Origin of the sequence: Bradyrhizobium sp., assembly GCF_035701725.1 — a bacterium.
Classification (GTDB): Bacteria; Pseudomonadota; Alphaproteobacteria; order Rhizobiales; family Xanthobacteraceae; genus Bradyrhizobium.
Genome location: NZ_DASSRP010000221.1, coordinates 21,435 through 39,695, shown reverse-complemented (window position 1 = coordinate 39,695; position 18,261 = coordinate 21,435). Strand labels below are relative to the sequence as shown.

At 61.7% G+C, this 18,261-nt stretch carries 14 protein-coding genes; 7 read left to right on the top strand and 7 right to left on the bottom strand.

Annotated elements, in window-relative coordinates:
• A partial coding sequence (locus VFL62_RS12925; RefSeq protein ID WP_325172770.1) for a GlcG/HbpS family heme-binding protein occupies positions 1–223 on the top strand: 223 nt, incomplete at its 5' end.
• A gap of 32 nt (positions 224–255) precedes the next feature.
• On the opposite strand, the gene VFL62_RS12920 is transcribed toward VFL62_RS12925, so the two are convergent.
• The gene (locus VFL62_RS12920; RefSeq protein ID WP_325172769.1) at positions 256–1,221 is read right to left on the bottom strand and encodes a tripartite tricarboxylate transporter substrate binding protein; all 966 of its coding nucleotides are present in this window, start codon (positions 1,219–1,221) and stop codon (positions 256–258) included.
• Between the two features lie 275 nt (positions 1,222–1,496).
• Between VFL62_RS12920 and VFL62_RS12915 the strand changes: the two genes are divergently transcribed.
• From VFL62_RS12915 to VFL62_RS12905, 3 genes are all read left to right on the top strand, one after another.
• Positions 1,497–2,465, top strand: a complete 969-nt coding sequence (locus VFL62_RS12915; protein ID WP_325172768.1) for a Bug family tripartite tricarboxylate transporter substrate binding protein — start codon at positions 1,497–1,499, stop codon at positions 2,463–2,465.
• Between the two features lie 44 nt (positions 2,466–2,509).
• Entirely contained in the window at positions 2,510–3,376 is an 867-nt protein-coding gene (locus VFL62_RS12910; protein WP_325172767.1) for an ABC transporter substrate-binding protein, read from the top strand.
• A 93-nt stretch (positions 3,377–3,469) separates the two neighbouring features.
• Entirely contained in the window at positions 3,470–4,159 is a 690-nt protein-coding gene (locus tag VFL62_RS12905) for a DUF4336 domain-containing protein (RefSeq protein ID WP_325172766.1), read from the top strand.
• A 21-nt stretch (positions 4,160–4,180) separates the two neighbouring features.
• On the opposite strand, the gene VFL62_RS12900 is transcribed toward VFL62_RS12905, so the two are convergent.
• From VFL62_RS12900 to VFL62_RS12890, 3 genes are all read right to left on the bottom strand, one after another.
• Positions 4,181–6,781 carry an EAL domain-containing protein gene (locus VFL62_RS12900; RefSeq protein WP_325172765.1) on the bottom strand — a complete coding sequence of 867 codons (2,601 nt, stop codon included), beginning with the start codon at positions 6,779–6,781 and terminating at the stop codon, positions 4,181–4,183.
• Positions 6,782–6,993: 212 nt separating this feature from the next.
• Complete coding sequence (locus tag VFL62_RS12895; RefSeq protein WP_325172764.1) at positions 6,994–7,761, bottom strand: hypothetical protein; 768 nt, start codon at positions 7,759–7,761, stop codon at positions 6,994–6,996.
• 279 nt (positions 7,762–8,040) lie between these two features.
• Entirely contained in the window at positions 8,041–8,346 is a 306-nt protein-coding gene (locus tag VFL62_RS12890; protein ID WP_325172763.1) for a hypothetical protein, read from the bottom strand.
• Between the two features lie 251 nt (positions 8,347–8,597).
• On the opposite strand from VFL62_RS12890, the gene VFL62_RS12885 reads away from it, so the two are divergent.
• Positions 8,598–10,688, top strand: coding sequence for a hydantoinase/oxoprolinase family protein (locus tag VFL62_RS12885; protein WP_325172762.1), 2,091 nt, complete (start codon positions 8,598–8,600; stop codon positions 10,686–10,688).
• A complete protein-coding gene (locus VFL62_RS12880; protein ID WP_325172761.1) occupies positions 10,685–12,334 on the top strand; it encodes a hydantoinase B/oxoprolinase family protein in 1,650 nt (549 codons plus the stop codon). The genes VFL62_RS12885 and VFL62_RS12880 overlap by 4 nt, the downstream gene beginning before the upstream one ends.
• Positions 12,335–12,358: 24 nt before the next feature.
• Here the strand turns inward: VFL62_RS12880 and VFL62_RS12875 are convergent, their stop codons facing one another.
• Positions 12,359–13,600, bottom strand: coding sequence for an ABC transporter substrate-binding protein (locus tag VFL62_RS12875; RefSeq protein ID WP_325172760.1), 1,242 nt, complete (start codon positions 13,598–13,600; stop codon positions 12,359–12,361).
• A gap of 335 nt (positions 13,601–13,935) precedes the next feature.
• On the opposite strand from VFL62_RS12875, the gene VFL62_RS12870 reads away from it, so the two are divergent.
• Complete coding sequence (locus tag VFL62_RS12870) at positions 13,936–15,624, top strand: amidohydrolase (protein ID WP_325172759.1); 1,689 nt, start codon at positions 13,936–13,938, stop codon at positions 15,622–15,624.
• A 66-nt stretch (positions 15,625–15,690) separates the two neighbouring features.
• Here the strand turns inward: VFL62_RS12870 and VFL62_RS12865 are convergent, their stop codons facing one another.
• Both VFL62_RS12865 and VFL62_RS12860 read right to left on the bottom strand, forming a co-directional pair.
• A complete protein-coding gene (locus VFL62_RS12865; protein WP_325172758.1) occupies positions 15,691–16,743 on the bottom strand; it encodes a glycosyltransferase in 1,053 nt (350 codons plus the stop codon).
• Positions 16,744–16,885: 142 nt separating this feature from the next.
• Positions 16,886–18,259, bottom strand: coding sequence for a hypothetical protein (locus tag VFL62_RS12860; protein ID WP_325172757.1), 1,374 nt, complete (start codon positions 18,257–18,259; stop codon positions 16,886–16,888).
• Positions 18,260–18,261 lie beyond the last annotated feature (2 nt).

The following is an 18,261-nucleotide window of genomic DNA, read 5'->3' as shown; positions in this document are numbered from 1 at the left end:
CTCGCGGGCGCTGTTCCAGCGCGCACAGGAGCAGGCCTACTTCGTCAGCGCCGTGAACACGATCGCGGAAGGCCGCCTGGTCCCGGTGCCCGGCGGCGTGCTGATTCAGGACGGCACCAGGCTGTTGGGCGCGATCGGCGTCTCCGGCGACACCTCCGACAATGACGAGATCTGCGCGATTGCCGGCATCGAAGCGGCGGGGCTCAAGGCCAATCCGGGGTAGTCCGATCATAGTGCGCCAGCAGCACGGAGCGGCTACTCGATCGTGATGTTGGCCGCTCCGGCAATCTTCCGATACTTGTCGTTCTCGTCCAGGATGAACCTGGAATAGGCTTGTGCGGATAGCGGCGTCGACAACAGGCCAATCTGCTTTAGTGCATCCTGGAAATCAGGCATCGCCCCGATTTCTTGCAGAGCACGTTCAAGCCGCGCCACCACATCCGGCGGCAGTTTGGCGGGACCGGACAGGCCGTACCACAAATTGCCAGTGACCGACGGATAACCCGCTTCCGCCATCGTCGGGACCTCGGGGAACAGCACGAAGCGCTCTGCACTCAGCACAGCCAGCGGTCGCAATTGCCCGGATTGGATGCCTGACATCTGCGCCGCCGCCGCGTCGAACATCATCTGGACCCGGCCGGCAAGCAGATCGATCACCGCAGGCGCCGATCCCTTGTAGGGAACGTGGGTCAGCTTCACGCCCGAAGCAGTCATGAACATCTCTCCCCATAGCTGCGGTCCGCTGCCGTTGCCCGAAGAGCCGAAATTCAATTCGCCCGGCCTGCCCTTGGCGTAGGTCACGAGATCGGCGACCGAACGGATCGGCAGTGAGGAATTGACGCTGAGTATCGCCGGCGCTGTCGCGATCAGACCGATGTGGGAAAAATCCCTGGATGGCTCGTAGGCGATGTTCTTGTAGACGACCGGCGCGGTGCAGTGAGTTGCGGTCGACGACAACAGCAGAGTATAGCCATCTGCCGGCGCTCGCGCGATGAACGCGCTGGCAATCGTGCCGGCCGCGCCGCCCCGGTTTTCGATGACGACGTTCTGCTTCAGCAATTCGGACAGTCGCGATGCAAACTGGCGTGCCACCAGATCGCCCGCCCCGCCCGCAGGTACGGCAACGATCAACGTAATCAGCCGCTCCGGATATTCGGCGCGCGCCGGATTCGAGTTTACCGCAATGCAGATTCCGACAACGAGCCAACTCCAGAAGCGCATGGTCAAGCTCACTCCATTTGTCTATCTAAACTAGAGCTCGGATTCCGACGTCCGCATCCTATCGCGGCACCTTCTTCTGCGGACGTTGGAATCGAGAGAGCTCTAGCAACTTATTTAATCTGGTGCGGCTTTGAATTTGAAGTTCCTATGACGAACTCGCAGCGGCAATGATAGGAACTTCAAATTCGTCGCACCAGCCAAGATATCTGAACGGATAAAATCCGCAAAAGCGGCAGGCCTGCAATTTGGGGGCCAGGAATCTTCGAGAGCCAGGAATGCTTCGCCTTGTTCTGATCGTCACGCTCGCGGCCTTCATGGCGCCCGTCATGGCCGAAAGCTGGCCGAGCCGGCCGCTGACCATGGTGGTGCCGTTCGCGACGGGCGGGCCGATGGATGCGGTTGCCCGCATCTTGCAATCGCCGTTGAGCGACGCTTTGCGGCAACAGGTGATCATCGAGAATATCGGCGGCGCCGGCGGCATGATCGGCGCTGCCCGGGTCGCCAAATCGACACCCGACGGATATCAATTCGTGCTCGGCAATGTCGGCACGCACGCCGTCAGCCAAACGCTGTACAAGACTCCGTTCTACAATGCGGCGACCGATTTCGCCCCGGTCATCCTGATCGCAGAGCTGTCGCTGGTCATGGTGGCGCGCAAGGATTTTCCTGCCAACGATTTGCAGCAATTCATCGCCTACGCCAAGGCCAACCAGAAGACGATGCAATTTGCGTCGGCAGGCGCAGGCTCCGCCACCCATCTCGGCTGCGCCCTGATCAACGCGCGTATCGGCATCGACGTCACCCATGTGCCATATCGCGGCGGCGCGCCGGCGATGGCGGACCTGATCGCGCAGCGCGTCGACTACCTCTGCATCGATACGCCGACCGCGCTGCCTCAGATCGAAAGCGGTGCCATCAAACCGATCGCGATGTTGAGCCGCGGGCGGTCACCAAGCTTGCCCGGTCTTGCGTCGGCGCATGAGCAGGGATTGACCGATTTCGAGGCCACCAACTGGAGCGCATTCTTCCTTCCCAGAAATACCCCGGCCTCCGTTGTTCAAAGGCTGCACGATGCCACTGTCGCCGCGTTGAACGATGCGCTGGTGCAGCACCGCTTCAAGGAAAACGGCATCGATCTCGTTGGCGACGAGCGGCGGTCCCCGGCCTATCTCGCCCGCTTCGTCTCTGACGAAATCGCCAAATGGGCCGGGCCGATCAAGTCCTCCGGCCTGGTTCTGGAATAGGCTTGAGACGATCAACCCCGGAGAGCGACGTGAAGATCAGATTAATGGAAAATTTTCGCGCGGTCTTCTACGCCCCCTATTACGCCATTGGCGCCCTCGGCTTCTATGCGGACGAAGGCATCGAGGTCGAACTGGTCCGCAGCGACGCGCCGGGTGATGCCATTTCGCGTCTGGCCGACGGCACGATCGACCTGACCTGGGGCGGCCCGATGCGGGTCATGACGGCGCACGACCAAAATGCACAAAGTCCGCTGGTGTGCTTTGGCGAGACCGTATCTCGCGACCCGTTTTTCCTGATCGGCAACTCCGATGAATTTGAGTTTTCGGACCTTGCGCGGCTACGTTTTGCGACTGTATCGGAAGTGCCGACACCCTGGATGTGCTTGCAGCAGGATCTGCGCGAGGCAGGCATTGATCCCGCAATGATCGCCAGAATTCACGATCGACCCATGTCGGAGAACTACGCCGCGCTACGAGCAAAAAAGCTTGACGTAATGCAGGCGTTCGAGCCGTTCGCTTCGCAGGCGGAGAGCGATCGCGCCGGCACGGTCCTGTATGCCGCCAGCTCGCGGGGGCCGACCGTCTACACCTCCTTCATCGCAACCCGTGACAAAGCCGCCTCGCAGCGCGATGCCTTCCTCGCCGTGACCCGTGCGCTGGCAAGGGTGCAGACCTGGCTCTATACGCACAGCGGAAGCGAGCTTGCCGACGTCGTCGCCTCGTTTTTTCCCGATGTGCCGCGCGAGCTTCTCGCCCGCTCCCTGCAGCGTTATCTTGATGCCGGCCTGTGGGCGCGCGACCCCGCGATGTCGAGACAAGGCTTTGAACGCCTCGGCCTTAGCTTCGTTTCCGGCGGCCTGCTGAAACGCTCACCGGTTTTTGAACATTGCGTGGATACGAACCTGATTTAGGCTTCGGAGGATTGACAGAACGCCGTCGTGCTCGCGCTTCTGCCGTGACGGCAAACATATGCGGCGCCGCGTACGTACTGGAATTGCCACCTCATGCTGAAGCCATTCACTTCGGACATCTGGATTGCGGACGGCCCGCATGTTTCGACGGCCGGCTTCCACTACGGCACGCGAATGGCCGTCATTCGCCTCGCCGACGGCGGTCTTTTCGTCTGGTCGCCGGTCAAACTCACCGAAAGTCTTCGCCGCGAGGTCGATGCGCTGGGTGAGGTACGCCACCTCGTGCCGCCAAATTCGCTTCATCATCTGTTCGTTGATGATTGGCGGCGCACCTATCCCAAAGCGATCTTGTACGCACCGCCCGGCTTGCGGACGAAGCGAAAGGATCTCGAGTTCGACGCCGATCTCACAGAGGAGCCCGCCGCCGCATGGGCCGGCGATCTCGACCAGGTCGTGGTGCCGGGCTGTCTGATTACGACCGAGGTCGTATTCTTTCATCGCAAGAGCGCGACCGCCCTGTTCACCGATTTGATCCAGCAATTCCCGTCGACCTGGTTTTCCGGCTGGCGTGCCACGGTGGCACGGCTCGACCTCATGACCAAGTCTGAGCCGGCGGTGCCTCGCAAATTTCGCCTGATGTTCGCAGGGCGTCGTATCGCCCGCGCCGCGCTGGCGCGCATAGAGGCCTGGCCGACCGAAAAAGTGTTGATGGCGCACGGCACGCCGGTCGAGCGCGACGGCCAGGCTTTCATCGCCCGCGCCTTCGCCTGGCTGACCGGCTGAGCCATCAAGCTTGCGAATGGGCTAGATCGCCGCTGACTGGTCCGGCAGCCTCTCTGCCTGCACGCCGCCGGATGGGCGGGTAGCGATCGAGCGGCCGACGCTTCGCAGCATGGCGCTCGCTTGGGTAGCGCTATGGTCCAGCAGCCAGCGTCCGAAGGCCGACGGCGACAGCGCCGGCGCGTAGAGAAATCCCTGGATGACATCGCAGCCGAGTTCGGCCAGGAGATGCCGCTGCCCTTCGGTCTCGACGCCCTCGGCGACGACAGTGAGCTGCAGGCTCTGACCCACACGCACGACGGTCGTCACCACCGCCCGCGCCGCCGGATCGCTTTCGACATCGCACATGAAGCTGCGGTCGATCTTCAATTCGCGAATCGGCAGATGCGCGAGGCGATTCAAGCTCGAATAGCCCGTTCCGAAATCGTCGAGCGACAGCCCTGCCCCGAGCCTGCGAATGGCGCTCATCGTCTCGATCGCCACCGCATGCTCGTTCAGGAACACGCTTTCGGTAACCTCGAGCATCAGGACTTCCGGCGGCAGGTCATAGGCGGCGAGGATCTCGGCGACGACAGAAGCAAGACCCGCGTTCTGGAAGTTGATCGGAGAAAGATTGACCGACACGCAGGGAATGTCGAGGCCGGCCTCGCGCCATTGCGCCATTTGCCGACAGGCCTCGCGGATCGACCACAATCCGATCTGCTCGATCAGCCCGCATTCCTCGGCGAGCGGAATGAACTTGGCTGGCGAGACCTCGCCAAGCACCGGGTCATGCCAGCGCGCCAGCGCCTCGACGCCGTGCAGCGAACCGTCGCGGGTCCTGATCTGCGGCTGATAGTGCAGCGACAGCCCGTCACGCGCGAGCGCGGCACGCAGCGCCGCGCTATAGGCCAGCCGCTGCTCGGCGAGACGATTCATGTCCGCGCTGAAGAAACGATAGGTGGCGCGGCCGGCCTGCTTTGCCCTGTACATGGCGACGTCCGCCTGCTGGATCAGCGTGTCGAGATCGGTCGCATTGTCCGGATAGATGCTGATACCCATGCTGGCTGAAAGCGGGACCTGCTTGGCACCCAACTTCAGCGGCACGGCGAGAGCTTCCATGATCCGGGAAGCCACCAGCGAGGCCGCCGCGGCGTCGCGGTCCGGCAGCAGGATCACGAACTCGTCGCCGCCGAGGCGCCCGAGCACGTCACTGGCCTGAACCTGCATATGCAGCCGCTGCGCGAACTCGACCAGCATCTCGTCGCCGGCGGCGTGTCCGAGTGAATCGTTGACGTCCTTGAAATTGTCGATGTCAAGGAACGCCAGCGCGAACTTCTTGCCCTCGGACGCCGAGCCGATCGCTTCCGAGATCATATGCCGCAAGCGCGCGCGATTGGGCAGGCCGGTCAACGTGTCGTAGTAGGCAAGCTGCGCGATCCGGGCACGGGCTTCCTTGCGCTCGATGGCGATTGCGCCGAGGTGAACGCAGGCTTCGACAATTCGCTCGTGCCAACGCGAGGGTGCACGGCATTCCCTGAAATAGAATGCGAAGGTTCCGATCACCCGGCCGTCCTTGGCCTTGATCGGCGAGGACCAGCAGGCGCGCAGGCCCACTGCGAGCGGCATCGCCTTGTAGGGCCGCCAGCGCGGATCGTTGTCGATATCCACCGCCAGCACCGGCTTGCCAAAATAGGCGGCCGAGCCGCAGGAGCCGACCTCGGGTCCGATCGCAATTCCGTCCAGCGCCCGCGAATAGTCGGCAGGAAGACTCGGGCCACCGAGCGGATGAACCAGCCCTTCGGCATCGACGTGGAGCAACGAGCAAACGACGTCGGGCGCAATTTCCTCGACGCGCCGGCAAAGCCGGTCGGCTATTTCGGTGATCGGAATCTCGTCGGCGAGCGCCGTCATGATCAGCTGCTGCAGCGACCACAACTGACGGGTTTCGGTAATGTCGGCAAGCAGCGCGACGATGTACTTGACCTTGCCGCGCGCATTACGGAATGCCTTGACATCGGCGCCGAGCCAAATCTCGTCGCCGCTGTTGTTATAGGCGAGGATTTCCTCGTTCGTGCCGTTCTCGCTCGCGACGCAGCGCTGCAAGCGCTTCAGCGCGGCGCGATCGGTGTGAGGACCAGCGAGCAGCTCGCCAATCTTGCGGCCCTCGGCCTGCTCGATGCTGTGGCCGAGCATGCCGACGAAGGTTGCGTTGACGTAAACAACCTTCATATTGCGGTCGACGATAATCACCGCGCGGTTGGTTCCGTCGGCAATCATCACGTGCAGCGCCAGCCGCTCGCGCAGTTCCAGTTCGGGCGTAATATCGCGCACCAGCGCGATCGTGTGCCGTGCACCGCCGGATGCGGCATGCGAGAGCGACAGCGCGACGCGCAGACGCTCGCCATTGGCGCGGGTGATCGTGAGTTCGCTTCTGCGGTCCTGGTCAAGCTCGTCGAGGCCGAGCATGCTGGCCGGCTGGCCCAGGATCGCGGCCCGTGCCAGCCCCCAAATCAGTTCGGCCGAGGCGTTGAAATGCGTGACGCGATGATCCTGATCCAGAATCACGACAGCATCATTCGCCCGCTCGAGTGCGGCCAGCAGAACGTCGGAGCTTTCCACTGCAGCTCGCTGGGGCACGGACATCAGGGGCTTGATCCCGCTCATGGGACACCATGTTGTGTGGAAAAGCCTATCGCCCCAAGGGTATTCAAAGGGTTGTGCAACTCGATATGCCGCGGCGGAAAGGATTTATCCTTAAGAATTCGCTACCAGCGGATTTGCCGTTACGCGATGAGCAGATCATTGAAGCAGAAGCTGCCGATCTTGAGCGGCCGATTCAGAAAAGCCGGCAACGGTCAATGCAACTGCGCCAGGATTTTGCGCTCCTGGGCCAACCGGTCGCGATCGACTGGAATTATCATTATTCCATTCGCGTCCGCGAAATTGAGGACGACCACCTTGAGCTGCGCGTCGACCAGGTCCTTCAGCTGCGGGTCGCTCCACTGTCCACCGGATGGAAGCGTCAGTTTCCGCCGCTCGCGCGGCTGAAGGCCACCTTTGAAATCCTGTACGTACTGCTGTCTCGCCCACGGAATCGGCCGATTCGTGGTGATCAAGAAACAGTCGAAGATGATGCGCGAAATCGGAGAATTGCCGCCGTTATAAACCGAGAACTCGACAACAGGCTGCTCGAAATAGCCGCTCTTTTTCCAGTAATAGCTGGCGGAACTGATTTCGACGGAGGCAGCGATACTCTCCAGGCTTTGCATCCTTGCCTCAGCAGACGAAATGTCTGCATTCAGCTTGTTGGACAGATCCGCGATGACGGTTGCAGCGTTTCGGTTTTCTATTTTCGGCTTCAGCCGATCGAGAGTTGTATCGGGATTTGCGAGAGGCGAGCTTAGCATCACGCCGACGCCGTTGATCGTATTTCGCGGCAAATCCTCGATCAGCAGATAGTCCAGGGCGACGGCCAGACGACGCGCGTCATCATTGGTCAGCTTCGACTTTATCGCAGCCGAGCTTTTCTGATACGCGTCCCAACTCGACAGGTCGAAAACAGGTTCGGAGTTGCAACCCGAGACCAGAACGCAGAACAGGAGGGTCAAGCTAAACCGATTCATTATATAGCTCGTCACCAAAAGGTTTTGCGGGATAAGCCTTTCGCGCAAACGCTTCACTATATTTGCCAGATCAACAAAAGGTTGCACTGCCGCCAGGGGGCGCATCGTTACTTAATAGAAAGTGAATCATGACCCGTCGGTCGGCCTCTGGAAAATCCGCGCGGGCTGTCGGCGAGATGAAGCGCAGCGAACTTCTGGACCGTGAGAATTTGCTGCTGATGCACGCGAACAGTCGCGGCAACGCACTAAGACACGGACGAAGTTTCCGCCGGCGAGCGACTACTCGCTTCGCCCAAACTCACAGCCGCTTCTCGTATAAGATGCGCGGCGCATGCCATATGCGTCAGTCCTGAATTTCGGCTTGCAGAACGCTTCCCACTTCAGGTCTTCCTTATGGCGCTCTGCCGCCTCCCGTCTTTCCTGTTCAAGGTCGATGATGGGATCCGGAACATACGTCCTCGTCGCGTAACAGTTGACGTACCCGTAGTACCCGGAAAACCTGCAGTTTGAAGTCGTGACGAACGAGCCCGCCAGCGCGGGTGATGCGTATGCGAACAGTGCGGCGGTCAGCAGAAGTTTTTTCACCGTCACTCTCCTTTGCATCCATCGAAGCGATGAAGCATTTTTCAAACCGGATGCAGACAGGGACCCCAACCCGTCAAGATTGCGCTACTTTGCGTCCATTGTCGATGTCGGTTGCAGCCGAAAAATGCGGCGATCGCTCGGCCGCTGTCGAGCCTCACCAAAAGTGATTGAGTGCACTGCAATGGGCGCAATCGCTGGCATGAAGATTGCTGTATAGTTCTGGAAAATTTAGCCGGCAGCGGAGATTTGGAATGCTTGACGGAGCCGAGATGAGGCTCGCCGTCGATATCGGAGGCACGTTCACCGATATCGTTCTTGACGTCGGAGGTGATCGCAGAACACGCAAGGTGCTGACGACCCCCGCCCGCCCCGAGCAGGCGGTGCTCGACGGGATGCGCCTCATTCTGTCCGACACCGGCGCTCACTTCCGCGACATCGACGTCTTCATTCACGGCACCACGCTTGCGACCAACGCCATCATCGAGCGCCGCGGCGCTCGGACGGCGCTGATCGCGACCGAGGGGTTCCGCGACGTGCTCGATATCGGCACCGAGAGCCGCTACGATCAATACGACCTGACGATCGACAAGCCGAAGCCGCTGGTCTCCCGCGCGCTGCGTTTCACGGTGCCCGAGCGCGTCGACGCGCACGGCGGAATCCGCCTGCCGCTCGACGAGGCTGCGTTGCGAGCGCTGGTGCCGAAATTGCGCGCACAGAATGTGCAGAGCATCGCCATCGCCTTCCTTCACGCCTACGCCAATCCGGAACATGAGCGACGTGCCGCATCGATCATCCGGGAGGAGATGCGGGACGTCTGGGTGACGCTGTCATCCGCGGTGTGTCCGGAAATTCGCGAATATGAACGTACGTCGACGGCGGTCGCCAACGCCTATGTCCAGCCTCTGATCGATGGCTATCTCGGACGGATGGCGGAAGCGTTGCGGGCCGAGCAATTCCGCGGCGCGATCTATCTCGTGACCTCGGGCGGCGGTGTCACCTCGATCGATACGGCACGTCGCTTTCCAGTCCGCCTGCTGGAGTCGGGCCCCGCGGGCGGCGCGATATTCGCCGGTCAGATCGCGGCCAGCGTCGGCGAAAGCAAGGTGCTGTCCTTCGACATGGGTGGCACCACCGCCAAGATCTGCCTGATCGAAAAATATCAGCCGGAGACCTCACGCGTGTTCGAGGTCGATCGCGCCGCGCGCTTTCTCAAGGGCTCGGGCCTGCCGGTCCGCATTCCCGTCATCGAAATGGTCGAGATCGGCGCCGGCGGCGGCTCGATCGCGCGGGTCGATGCCTTGAAGCGCGTTGCGGTCGGGCCGGAAAGCGCCTCGTCCGAACCGGGACCCGCCTGCTACGGGCGCGGCGGCGAGCACCCGACCGTGACCGATGCCGACGTCGCGCTCGGGATGATCGATCCCGTCGCATTTGCCGGCGGCACCATCGAGCTCCGCCCCGAGCTGTCGAGCCACGCGCTGCTCCGCGACATCGGCGAGCCCTTGGGGCTTTCGGCCGAGACCGCCGCCTATGCCGTGCATGAAATCGTGTGCGAAAACATGGCAAGCGCGGCCCGCGTCCATGCGGTCGAGCGCGGGGCGGTGGTCGGACAGCACACGCTGATTGCCTTCGGTGGCGCGGCACCGCTGCACGCCGCGCGCGTTGCCGAGCGGATCGGCGTCTCCAAGGTGATCGTGCCATCCAATGCGGGCGTGGGCTCGGCCGTGGGATTTCTTGCGGCGCCGATCGCCTATGAGCTGGTGCGCAGCCGCCATGTCCGGCTTGATGATTTCGACAGCGAAGCGGTTTCCGATCTATTGGATGAGACCGCGACCGAGGCCCGCTCTCTGGTCGAGTCCGGTGCCGGCCGCGCGGCCGTGCATGAGCGGCGCACCGCCTTCATGCGCTACGTCGGGCAAGGGCACGAGATTATGGTCGAGCTGCCCAACCGCCGTCTGACCGAAGCCGATCTCGACGGCTTGCGCAAGGCTTTCGAGAAGGACTATGCGGCTCTGTTCGAGCGGCCGATTCCTGGCGCTGCGATCGAAATCCTTTCCTGGTCGGTGCTTGCCACCACCGAACCGCACAATCCGACACGGATCGCCGCGGTGACACGCAAGGCGGCGGGCAAGCCGACGGGAAGCCGCTCCTTTTTCGACGGACGCGTCGGAAAAGCCGTCGAGATTCCGCTCTATCGCCGCGAACAGTTATCGCCGGGAGAGACCATCGCCGGCCCCGCGGTCATCGCCGAAGACGAAACCTCGACATTCGTATCGACGAGCTTTGAAGCCTATATCGACAGCGCCGGCAGCATCGTCATGGAGCGCAAGGGGCCCCAATCATGAGCGACACCAATCTCATCGACCTCCAGATCATGTGGAACCGGTTGATTGCCGTGGTCGAGGAACAGGCGCAGGTGCTGCTGCGGACCGCGTTCAGCCCGATCGTGCGCGAATGCGGCGACCTCTCCGCCGGCGTGTTCGATCTGAAGGGACGGATGCTGGCGCAGGCCGTCACCGGCACGCCGGGGCACGTCAATTCGATGGCGGAATCGGTCAAGCATTTCATCGCGCATTTTCCGCTTCAGACCATGAAGCCGGGCGATGCCTATATCACCAACGATCCCTGGATGGGCACCGGCCATCTCAACGATTTCGTCGTCACCACGCCCTGCTTCAAGGACGGCAGACTGGTCGCGCTGTTTTCCTGCACCAGCCATCTCATGGACATCGGCGGCATCGGCTTCGGGCCAGATGGCACCGATGTCTTCATGGAAGGTCTTTATATCCCGATGCTGAAGCTGATCGATCAGGGCACTGTCAACGAAACCCTGATGGCGATCATCCGCACCAACACGCGCCTGCCGATCGACACCGAGGGCGACACCTATTCGCTCGCCGGCTGCAACGACGTCGGCTGCGAACGCCTGATCGAGATGATGAATGAATTCGGAATCGAAACGCTCGACCAGATCGGCGATTACATCTGCGATCGTTCGCGCGAGGCAACGCTGGCCGAGATCGCCAGACTGCCAAAAGGCACCTGGCATAACGAAATGGTGGTCGATGGCTATGATGCGCCGGTGACGCTCAAGGCGGCGCTGACGATCTCCGACAGTGGCATCCACATCGATTTCGACGGCACCTCGGCTGCATCGAAGTTCGGCATCAACGTGCCGCTCTCCTACACCACGGCCTATACCGTGTTCGGCCTCGGCTGCGTGGTGGCGTCACAAATTCCCAACAACGCGGGATCGCTAGGACCGCTTACGGTCTCGGCGCCGCTCGGCTGCATCCTTAACGCGCCGAAGCCGGCGCCGGTGTCCTCGCGCCATATCATCGGCCAGATGCTGCCCGACGTCGTGTTCGGCTGCCTGCGCCAGATCATCCCCGAACGGGTACCGGCCGAGGGCACTTCCTGCCTGTGGAATCTGATTGTGCGAGGCGAGACGCGCAGCGGCGCCGGCGGCAACTACGGCTTCTCCATGGCGGTGACCAGCAACGGCGGCACTGGCGCGCGCTTTTCCAAGGATGGATTGTCGGCCACCGCCTATCCCAGCGGCGTGCGCGGCACGCCGGTTGAAATCGCGGAAACGCAGACCCCGCTGATCTTCTGGCGCAAGGAGCTGCGCCGCGATTCCGGTGGCGCCGGCCGCACCCGCGGCGGCCTCGGTCAGATCATCGAGGTCGGCAGCGGCATTGCAACGCCGTTTGACATCCTGGCGGCGTTCGATCGCATCGATCATCCACCGCGCGGCCGCGATGGCGGCCGGAACGGCGAGGCCGGCTATGTCGGGCTCAAGTCGGGGCAGAAACTGCGCGGCAAGGGCTTTCAGACCGTGCCGCCGGACGACCGCCTGGTGGTGATGACGCCGGGCGGCGCCGGGATCGGCGATCCCAGGGAGCGGCCGGCTGCGAGCGTGCGCTACGACATCGAAAGCGACCTGGTCTCCGATGAACAAGCGACGAAGATCTACGGCGCCGCGCGCTGACGTGAGGAGCGACGATCCGGACCTTCACCGCATCGGCCACACCGCCTCGGCCACCGCAGCCTGCGGCGGAAAGATCGTGACGAACTTGCCGCCGATATATTGCAGCAGCACCGGATCGGCGTCGTTATTCTGACCGCTCTCGTCGAACTTGATGCGCTTCCAGGGCATGATGGTCTGATCGCCGGGAATGTCCGTCGCCGCCAGGGCATCACGGATCTTGGTGCCATCGGTCGACTTGGCGCGGTTGATCGCGTCCGCCACCACCAGAAGCGCCATGATCTCGCGCGAGGTCAGGTCGTTGAGATCCTTGCCGGACCTTTCCTTGAACATCGCGTTGATGGCGCCGACCATCGGCCGCTTGGTCGCGAGATCGAGCGAAAACGTGCTGCGCGAGATCGAACCGTTAACCTGATCACCGACCGCGGCGTAGAAGGTCGTATCGGAGAAGCCGGCATCCTGCGCCACGATCGCGTTGGCCTTGTAGCCAAGCTCGGCCATGGTCTTGATGAGCAGGATGCTGTCGGTGGTGTAGCTCGAGGGCATCAGCACGTCGGCATTGGCCGCCTTGAGCTGTTGCACCTCGGCCGACAGCGACGAGGTATTGGCGCGATATTTGATGTCGGCCACGATCTTGTAGCCGCGCTCGGCCGCAAGCTTGGTCTGGGTATTTCCGGAGTCGGTGCCGAAGATGGTGTCCTCATGAAATAGTGCCAGCGTCTCGATCTTGACGCCCTTCTTGCGCATCGCATCGAAGAAGTCGAACATCGCCGCCGTGTACATCTCGTCGTGCGGCGCCGGGCGAAAATAATATTTGAGCCCGCGCCGATGCAGGCTCGGCGAGGAGTTTTCGGCGGAGACGAACGGAATCTGGTAGCGCTCGCAGGTCTGGCTGATGGTGACAGCGACCGCGCTTTGGTAGCTGCCGATGACGGTGCAGACGTTTTCCTGGGTGATGAGGCGTTCGGCCTCGGCGCGCCCCTTCTGCGGGTCGGATTGATGGTCGGCGAAGATCAGCTTCACCTTGGCGCCGCCCAGGGACGGAATGCCGACGCCCTTGGCCATCGGCAAATTGAAATTGTAGTCGTTGTTGATGATTTCGGCCGCAGTCTCGAATGCCCGCTGGGCGTCGACACCGATCAGCGCCGCCGCGCCCGATAGCGCATAGGTGAAGCCGATCCGCACCTCGTTGGCGGTTTGCGACATGGCAGGCAGACTGCCGGCCGCAAGCGCGGCCGTCCCGCCCAAAAGAAGCGATCTACGATCCATGACATTCCATCCTTCTCTCGAGCGACTGAGCATACGTCCTTGCAGAGGCAATCCCGGAATTGCGATCCCCGTCATTGCAATCCCTTGCAATTCATGTGCCGCCGAGGCGATCATTGTCGAGTCCGACCATAGGCGAACCGTCAGCCGCCCATAAAGAGACCGACGTCCCAAACTGAGCGGCGGAAAGACGCCCTTTGGTTGCAGCATGCGGTCCGCACCCCCAGCCACGGGCTTCCCGGGAGGACATCACACGTTCTTTGGAAATGTTGGCGCGTTTGCTATGGAAGATGCACGGCCGCGACCGGTTCGCGGCCCAATCAAGAAAAGGAATGGTCATGAAACGAACCACCGTTGGCATCGCCACAACCCTCCTCTTCGCAGCGGGTCTCGCGCAAGCTCAATCGCCGGCCCCTGCGGACATCGTTTTCGTCGGCGGCAAGGTGTTCACGGCCGACGATAGCGATCGCGTGGTGCAAGGTTTTGCGATCAGCGGCGACCATTTCGTGGCGACGGGGTCCGAAGACGAGGTGCGGCGCTATGTGGGGCCGCAGACCCGCGTCATCGATCTCAAGGGCCGTTTTGTCTCCCCGGGGATCACCGACGACCATTTCCACAACGAAGGCGGCGGCGCCGGCGTCGACCTCAGCCATGTGCGCTCGCTCGGCGAACTCCTGACCACCGTCGCCAATGCCGCCGCAGCAGCATCCGCCGATAGCGTGATCGTCTCCAACTCCGATTGGCACGAAGCCCAATTGAAAGAGCAGCGCCTGCCGACGGCAGAGGAGATCGAGCAGGCCTCGCCCGGCAAGGCCGTGGTGCTGGTGCGCGGCGGCCACGAATACATTCTCAACACCTCCGCGCTGAAGAAGTGGAATATCACCAAGGACACCCCGGTGCCGTCAGGCGGACAGATCAGCCGCAACGGCGCCGGCGAATTGACCGGCGAGCTGTTCGACGAAGCCAAGGCGCTGGTGACGCTGCCGCGCCCCAAGCCGGTCGGCATCGACGACATTCTGGCGACGCAGAAGGCGGTCGCGCCGTACGGCATGACGGCGCTGCGCATTCCCGGCTCCTACAAGGGCGACATGGTCGCGGCCTATCGCCTGATGAAACAGGCGGAAGCGGAAGGGAAATTGACGCTGCGCTGGACCGTCTACATGCCCGGGTTCGCGCTGCGCTCGGCGGATGCTGCGCGCAAAGCCATGGAAGCCTGGGGCACGCATCAGGGCGAAGGCGACGATTGGCTCAAGGTCGACGGCGTCAAGCTGATGGTCGACGGCGGCTTCGAGGGCGGCCATCTGTCAAAACCCTATCTCGAACCTTACGGCAAAGGCGGCACGTTCACCGGGCTCACCGTGTCGCCACCTTCCGCCTTTACCGAAGTCGTGCGCGAATTGAACAGCAAGGGCTGGCACGTCATCACCCATGCCGTCGGCGATGCGGCGCTCGACGAGGTGCTCGACGGCTATGCCGCGGCGGACAAGGATTCATCCATCAAAGGCAAGCGCTGGTCGGTCGAGCATGCTTTCGTCTCTCGCCCCGAACAGGTGGCGCGGCTGAAACAACTCGATGTCGCAGTGTCGGCGCAGGACCATCTCTATCTCGCCGCGCCCGTGCTGAAGAAATATTGGGGCTGGGAGATCGCGAGTGAGGTCACGCCCGTGAAAACCTATCTCGACGCGGGCCTGCTCGTCGCCGGCGGCACCGACAGTCCGGTGGTGCCGTTCAATCCGTTCTGGAATCTCTACCACATGGCAAGCCGCGACACGATTTCGGACGGCGTCTATGGCGCCGACCAGAAGATCGCATCTCGGCCGCTGCTGCTCAAGCTCGTCACCATCAACTACGCGAAGCTGATCGGCGAAGAGAAAACGCGCGGCTCGATCGAGCCGGGCAAGCTCGCGGACTTCGCCGTACTCACCGGCGACTTCCTCACCGTCGAGCCGGAGGCGATCAGAGACATGAAGGCGCTCTCGACCTGGGTCGGCGGCCGCGAGGTCTACCACGCGACTGGGTATGATTAGGCTCCGCGCAAAGAGCCCGCGGCGGCATTGCCATGACGATGTAAGCGCGCGCGACGATCGGCGCCTCTAGCGATGGCGAAGCGCCGCCTGCTCGATCAGGCGGGCCACCTGATCGGCGCCCGCAACGCCCAGGGCACGCAGACCGGGATCGAGAATCCCGTCAGCAGGGGCATTCGTCAGCACGCGGCGAATGACCGCCCGCACCGCGCCGGCAGCCTCGTTCGACGCGGCTGCGTTGATGATCGACTGGAAGAAGTACTGGTAGACCGCGCCCACGCCCTGCAGGCGCATGCGTTCGAAGTCCGCATTGCTGATCACCCGATCGGGCCACTCCCCGAGATCGGCGCCCGGTTTGGTGTAAAGTCGCGCATTTGGAATCTGGCTTCGATTTTCGGAAGGCAGCAGGATCGTCGGCAAGTCGATCGAGGCGGCCTGCAACAGCGTCGTGGTGCCGGGCGCGGAGATCAAAAGATCCGCGTCCGTCAGAATACGTTCAAACGCGCCACCGGATTGTGGGCCGATCGCAACAGTGTCCGGCACCAAGGCGCGCAGCCGCCGGCAAGCCGCCTCGTTGAGATTGCCGCAGATCGCCAAGATCTTCCGGTTCGAACTCTTGAGCAGCTCAACTAGCGGAAACAGCACGAGCTCCAGATAGGCATCAACGCCGCGATTGACCAAGTCATCGGAAACCCCGGCGAGATTGTGAACGTAGAGACCACCGAGATTGATCACGATGCCGCCGCCGCCGCGTCGCTTCTGCGGAATAGGGATGATCGCATCGACCCACTTGACGTTATCCCGATTTTGCAAGGGGCCCGCGATCGGAAAACGGTCTGTCGGATATTTCTGCGCGCAGTAATAGGCGATCCGGTCGAGCGGAGGAAACTCGGAATCCTTCTTGCGTACATAGGACAGGCTATCGACGAAGACGACCGGCACACCAAGATCCGCGATGCCGTTCACCGCGGGTGGATCATTGATCACGAGCGCAACATCGAATTTCCGCGGCCGGCCGGCCTCGATCGTATGCTGCGGCCCGAGATACCTTCTCGTTATTGCGACGGAGTGCGCATCGCCGTGAAGCGCCACGCTGGCTTCCGGCAGCTTTTCCAGAATCATGCGAAGCTTGCTGACGGCGCCCCAACCGACGTGACGTGTGGCTGCAAGCAGAGAGATTCTTGATTCAACCGGCATCAACAATGGACCCCGAAAATTTATGATGGGCAAAGATCGCGATGGCTAGAAGCCGCTCGACGGGCCCTTAATTCACTGAGCTCGAAAAAAACAGCCGTTTTGGATTATCGGACCAATCGATTTTCCCGACGGGTCTGATCACGACTTTGAACACGGGATCGGTCGCAGCGGCGACGATCGCCTTGATCCCCTCCTCTTCCTTCGGACTGAGTGTTTCCCTGCCCCCAATCTCTACGGTGATCGTGTCTATGGCGTCCTGGCGGAAACGACACTCGTCGAATTCGACGGCTGCGCGGACGGCGCGAGTAGAGAGATGGAAAGCCATGTATTTCCCGTCGGGGTGCCGCAGAAAGTGCTTTCCCCTGCCGTAGATGTGCGAAATCGTCGGACCATCATGTCCGCAAGGGCATTGGCCATGCAACTTGCCGAAATCGCCGATGTCGTAGCGAATGATCGGCGTCGCGTAGGAATGCAGATGCGTGACCAGCAACCGGCTGACGGTTTCTCCATCGAACGTCGTCGTCAGCTTCTGGTCGCTTTCGACGACGACGTTGGTGTGGGCCACGTGATAAAAACCCTGATTGTGCCTGCACTCGAATGCGATCGGCCCTGTTTCTCCCGACGAATAATTTGAAAGCGAAGGTATGCCGATCGCGTTCAACTGCGCGACGAGTTCGGGACTGCGGTAATCCGAAAGGTGTATCCAGACGCGGATTCCCAATCCCTTGACCAGGTCGGGACCGCCATATGCCAGCAACTGTTCGAGGACCCGGCTGGGAGACACCAGATAGCCCACGCGGTCCTTGGAAATCTCCGTCAGCAACCCATCGATGTCCTGACTGAATCTCAGGACCTTGTTGGATCCATTCTCATAGATCCTGCTCAGCGAGCCGGCCCAGCCCGGAGTTGACTGTTTCACAATCGTCTTCTGCTTCAAAAGATCGTCAGCGTGAACGAGCGGCATAATCTGAACGCGATTTTCATTCAGCGGCAGATCGTCGAAGAAGAATTGCGCCAGGCTGCGTATGGTATTGTAATAGCCATTCTGTGGTGCCACGAATACTTTCAGCGGCGTACCGGTCGAACCCGTCGTCTCATAGGTTTCGATGGCTCCCTTGTCGCCGAGTAGCGAGCCTTCGGCTTGCGCCTGCGCCGTAATGTCTTTGCGCGTCAGGATTGGAAAATTCTGCAAGACCTCCTGTCGTCCGGGCCCGCCCGGAATCCGCTTGCGCCAGACGTCCGATTTCAAGAAGGCATGATTGACGAGGTTGCTGAGCTGCTTCTTTTGCCAGTATTGCCGCGCGCGCTTCTCGCCATTCTCGATCAGATCGATGGAAGCGATATGACCGATGGCCGCGTGTGCATCCGGATCCAGAAAATTGAACGGCTGATCGCCATAGCCGTTAACGTTCTGAGGACGACCTTTGAAACTGGACTGCATTC